The following is a 4,320-nucleotide window of genomic DNA, read 5'->3' as shown; positions in this document are numbered from 1 at the left end:
CCTCCCTCAGTGCTTCAGCAACTCTCTTCTACCCTCAATAAACGTATTGCTGAGCATCACGAAGTGGCAGGCAGAGGCTACCAAACTTCTTATAGCTACATTACTGACTTACAGTTTAAGCCCATCGCTATCCTTAGCATTCCCTATTTTGAGAATGATACTTTCAATGAGCGCGCTTTGGAAGGTTCGTTATACAACCTTGCTATTGTCTATTTTTCACTGCTTATTGTAGCCCTTATTGTGGCTTATTTCATCTCTAAATATATCACTAAGTCATTAAAAACCATTGAACAACGGTTAGATAAAACTCGCCTACTATCGCGCAATGAGAAAATAACCCTTAAGTCTGCTCCTGCCGAAATTTCTGAATTAGTAAGTGCCTATAATGCTATGATTGATGAGATTGAGAATAGCAAGGCTCTCTTAGCACAGTCGGAGCGTGAACAGGCGTGGCGAGAGATGGCAAAACAAGTAGCCCACGAAATCAAAAATCCGCTAACCCCTATGCGCCTATCGGTGCAAAGTTTCCAGCGAAAAGCTAACAGAGAAACTCAATCAAGTGAGCTCACTAACGAATTTTGTGAATCACTTATTCAGCAAATCGACATTCTTAGCAATATCTCAACTGCTTTTTCCGCTCTTACGAATATGCCTGCTAAAAATGATGAAAACTTCAACTTTGTACCCGTTATCAAGCGTACTTTAGATATTTTTAATACTGATTATATCCATTTCACGTATTCTGACAGCGATATCACTGCTGTTTTTGACCGTGACCAACTAGGACGTGTGGTTACTAACTTAGTAAAAAATGCTATGCAAGCTACCGAAAATACCCCAATGCCGCATATAGAAGTGTCGCTGTACAAAGACAATGACTGTATTACCTTAAAAGTAAAAGATAATGGCATAGGCATAAAAGAAACTGACCGAGATAAAATTTTCGAACCTCGTTTTACCACCAAAACTAGCGGCAGTGGTTTGGGCTTAGCAATGGTAAAAAATATCATTCTTTCGTATGGAGGCACTATCTCTTTTACTTCTGAGGTTGGAAAAGGAAGCGAATTTACAGCTGTATTGGCACATTTTTTGAAAACGAATCAAACATAAAAACATTATATTTATGAATAAAAACATTTTAACATTAGGAGCAATCGCTTTATTATTTGCTGCTTGCCAAAACAATGGGTCTCAAAACAATACGATGACCAACACCACTGAAAGTACTATAATGACCACTTCTGCTGATGAAAAACAAGTTCCCGAAGTAGTGGCTACTTATGTAGGAACTCTCCCTGCTGCCGATTGTGGTGGAATGGCTACTGTTATTCATCTCTACGCTGATGACACTTACGTGAAACAAGAAGAGTGTGCCTCTAAGGACTTTCGTGCTAAAGAAGAAGGTAAAGTAACTAAGAATGAAAATATCCTTACCCTTACTTCTGAAAGTGGTGAAAAATCTTATTTTCTTCTGAAGTCTGACAGTAGCATTATATTAGTGGGTGAAGACGGCAAAGAGCCTGAAATGGCAGCTCAATACACCCTTACTAAGCAAATGCAATAGCAATAGAGCTTCGTTAGCACAAGGCTGCTCTTTCTTTGAGGGAGCAGCTTTTTTGTATTCTTACTTTTATTATCATAACTTCCTCATTTTCTAACACATACAAATTATAAAAATCTCACTTCTTGCCTAAGAATATACTATCTCCAAACTTTTAGAATTAACTTTTTTAACAACCTCTTCGTACTTTTTTATGAAAATAACATTCAAAATCTTTGGCAGTTATCTTTTTTTGTAGTATCTTTACAGCCCAATTCCAACTTTAGGCTGGCAATATACCAATGGATTTAGTACGGCTTTTTATTAAAAGAATTTCATACAATCAATCTCAAAACGATGCCTTTGTACTGATAATGCACGAATTAGAGTCTGATTTAAAACTTCCTATTGTAATAGGTGCCTTTGAAGCCCAGTCAATTGCGTTAGAGCTTGAAAAGAATATTATTCCCCCTCGACCTCTTACTCACGACCTCTTCAAAATATTCGCCGATGCTTTTCATATCAAAGTGAAAAGAGTCGTAATTTACAAGTTAGAGGAAGGAATTTTCTATTCTAATATGCTATGTATTCAGAATGGTGAAGAGCGCACTATTGATGCACGCACCAGCGATGCTATTGCTCTCGCACTCCGATTTAATGCCCCTATCTATACCTATAGAGATATTGTGCAAAAAGCCGGCATCTACATTCCCCTCCTCAATGAGGAAAATCAAAACCCTGTGAGCCCCTCTTTAGATGATATAGAAGAGGAAAACGATGGCACCAGAAATCGTTATTCTAAATACTCACTAACAGAGCTTAAAAAGATGCTTAATGATTGTATTGAGAACGAAGATTATGAGATTGCCGCTCACATCCGTGACGAAATTTCTAAACGAAACAGTACTTTTTAAACAATTATATTATAGATGAAAGAACTAACAATTACTTTAGGAAGTCTCTTCTTCCTCTCTCCAGCGATAAGTAACGCTCAACCCGCCCATTTTATTGAAAGCCAAGGATTCACAATAGAAGGCTTATGGCGTGGCGCATTAGGAATGGTAGCCATTCTCCTCATAGCTTATCTCTTTAGCAATAACCGCCGTGCTGTGAATTGGCGCACTGTGGGCATTGGTTTATTATTACAGTTATGTATCGCTGTAGGTATCTTAAAAGTCAATTTTATACAGAAAGGTTTTGATGCTGTGGGGAGTATATTCGTGTTAATCCTCGACTTCACCCGTGCTGGTAGCCAATTCTTATTAGGCAATCTACTCGATACTCAATCTTTCGGCTACATATTTGTCTTTCAAGTGTTGCCTACTATCATCTTTTTCTCCGCCCTTACCTCTCTACTTTTCTACTTAGGAGTGATACAAATAGTTGTAAAAGCAATGGCGTGGGCACTTTCTAAGCTACTAAACATCTCTGGAGCAGAAAGTCTATCTGTAACTGGCAATATATTTTTAGGACAAACGGAAGCCCCTCTGATGATTAAAGCCTACCTACCCAAAATGACTCGCTCTGAAATCCTCCTTGTGATGATTGGTGGAATGGCTACTGTAGCAGGTGGTGTAATGGCTTCATATATACAATATCTAGGAGGTGATGACCCACAAATGCGATTGCTTTTTGCTCGACATCTATTAGCTGCTTCAGTAATGGCTGCTCCTGGTGCTATTGTTATTTCTAAAATATTATGCCCACAAACAGAGCAGTTCTCTAATGACTCTCATGTATCAATGGAGAATGTAGGTTCTAACATACTCGATGCTATAGCTAATGGCACCACTGACGGACTAAAATTAGCTGCCAATGTAGGAGCTATGCTACTTGTATTCGTAGCACTTATTGCGATGATAAACTGCATTTTCAACTGGATTGGCGATTTAACTACTCTTAATGATGTAATTGCAGCCAACACTCCTTATCAAAGTGGATTATCTCTCGAAATGATACTCGGCACTATCTTCTCTCCCGTAATGTGGTTAATAGGCATTGGTAAAGAAGACGTAATGCTAATGGGACAACTACTAGGTATTAAACTTGCGTCTTCTGAGTTCGTAGCTTATACACAGTTAGGGGTTCTAAAAGACCTCACTAGTGAGCCTCATTTGTTATACAATAAATCAGTGATGATTGCTACCTATATGCTCTGTGGATTTGCTAATTTTGCCTCTATAGGCATCCAAATAGGAGGCATTGGAGCCCTTGCTCCTAACCAACGCAAAACCCTTTCAGAATTTGGCTTAAAAGCAGTTTTAGGCGGCACCTTAGCATCATTATTATCAGCTACTATTGCAGGTACCATTATAGGATAATCTAAATGAGATTCTTCGTAATTTTATGATGCAAAGATATTGCAAGAATTAATATTGTACAAATAGTTGTTCCATCCTGTTACAACCTTGTCCATAATCTTGAGAAAGCAAAACAAATAGTAATAAAAAAGGCTGCCTTGATAAAAGGTAGCCTTTTTCTTTTATTTGCAACTTTATGTTATTCAGCAGCAGCTTCTGTAGCCTGTGCAGGCTGAGCAACTTCTTCAGCGGTAGCTTTCTTTCTACCACGACGAGTAGTTTTCTTCTTAGCTACTTTTGCTGTGTTATAAGTAGTGTTATAATCTACAAACTCAATCAATGCCATTTCAGCATTATCTCCTAAACGGTTACCCAATTTGATAATACGGGTATACCCACCTGGGCGATTGCCTACTTTAGTAGCTACTTCTTTAAAAAGCTCTGTTACAGCGTATTTGTTATGTAGCTTACTAAAAGCTA

At 38.3% G+C, this 4,320-nt stretch carries 5 protein-coding genes; 4 read left to right on the top strand and 1 reads right to left on the bottom strand.

Features of this window, described 5'->3' with window-relative positions; all coding sequences use genetic code 11:
* From HMPREF9074_RS11210 to HMPREF9074_RS11195, 4 genes are all read left to right on the top strand, one after another.
* Nucleotides 1-1,110, top strand: a 1,110-nt coding sequence (locus tag HMPREF9074_RS11210) for a sensor histidine kinase (protein ID WP_034540871.1), incomplete at its 5' end; no start/stop codon positions are given.
* 13 nt (nt 1,111-1,123) lie between these two features.
* Nucleotides 1,124-1,564 (top strand): copper resistance protein NlpE, encoded by a 441-nt coding sequence (locus tag HMPREF9074_RS11205; protein ID WP_009391685.1) that lies wholly within the window; start codon nt 1,124-1,126, stop codon nt 1,562-1,564.
* A gap of 278 nt (nt 1,565-1,842) precedes the next feature.
* On the top strand, nt 1,843-2,454 hold the full coding sequence (locus tag HMPREF9074_RS11200) for a bifunctional nuclease family protein (protein ID WP_009391683.1): 612 nt from the start codon (nt 1,843-1,845) through the stop codon (nt 2,452-2,454).
* Nucleotides 2,455-2,469: 15 nt separating this feature from the next.
* Entirely contained in the window at nt 2,470-3,861 is a 1,392-nt protein-coding gene (locus HMPREF9074_RS11195) for a NupC/NupG family nucleoside CNT transporter (protein WP_009391681.1), read from the top strand.
* Between the two features lie 178 nt (nt 3,862-4,039).
* Here HMPREF9074_RS11195 and HMPREF9074_RS11190 read toward each other — a convergent pair.
* Nucleotides 4,040-4,320: bL17 family ribosomal protein (locus HMPREF9074_RS11190; RefSeq protein ID WP_034540869.1), on the bottom strand; the 281-nt coding region annotated here is incomplete at its 5' end.

Origin of the sequence: Capnocytophaga sp. oral taxon 329 str. F0087 (genome assembly GCF_000213295.2) — a bacterium.
GTDB lineage: Bacteria > Bacteroidota > Bacteroidia > Flavobacteriales > Flavobacteriaceae > Capnocytophaga > Capnocytophaga leadbetteri_A.
This window is presented reverse-complemented; position numbering and strand designations above follow the sequence as displayed.

Bases quoted from the DNA above. Each gene is read 5' to 3' on its own strand.
- HMPREF9074_RS11205 (WP_009391685.1), top strand. From the start codon at position 1,124: ATGAATAAAAACATTTTAACATTAGGAGCAATCGCTTTATTATTTGCT.
- HMPREF9074_RS11200 (WP_009391683.1), top strand. From the start codon at position 1,843: ATGGATTTAGTACGGCTTTTTATTAAAAGAATTTCATACAATCAATCT.
- HMPREF9074_RS11195 (WP_009391681.1), top strand. From the start codon at position 2,470: ATGAAAGAACTAACAATTACTTTAGGAAGTCTCTTCTTCCTCTCTCCA.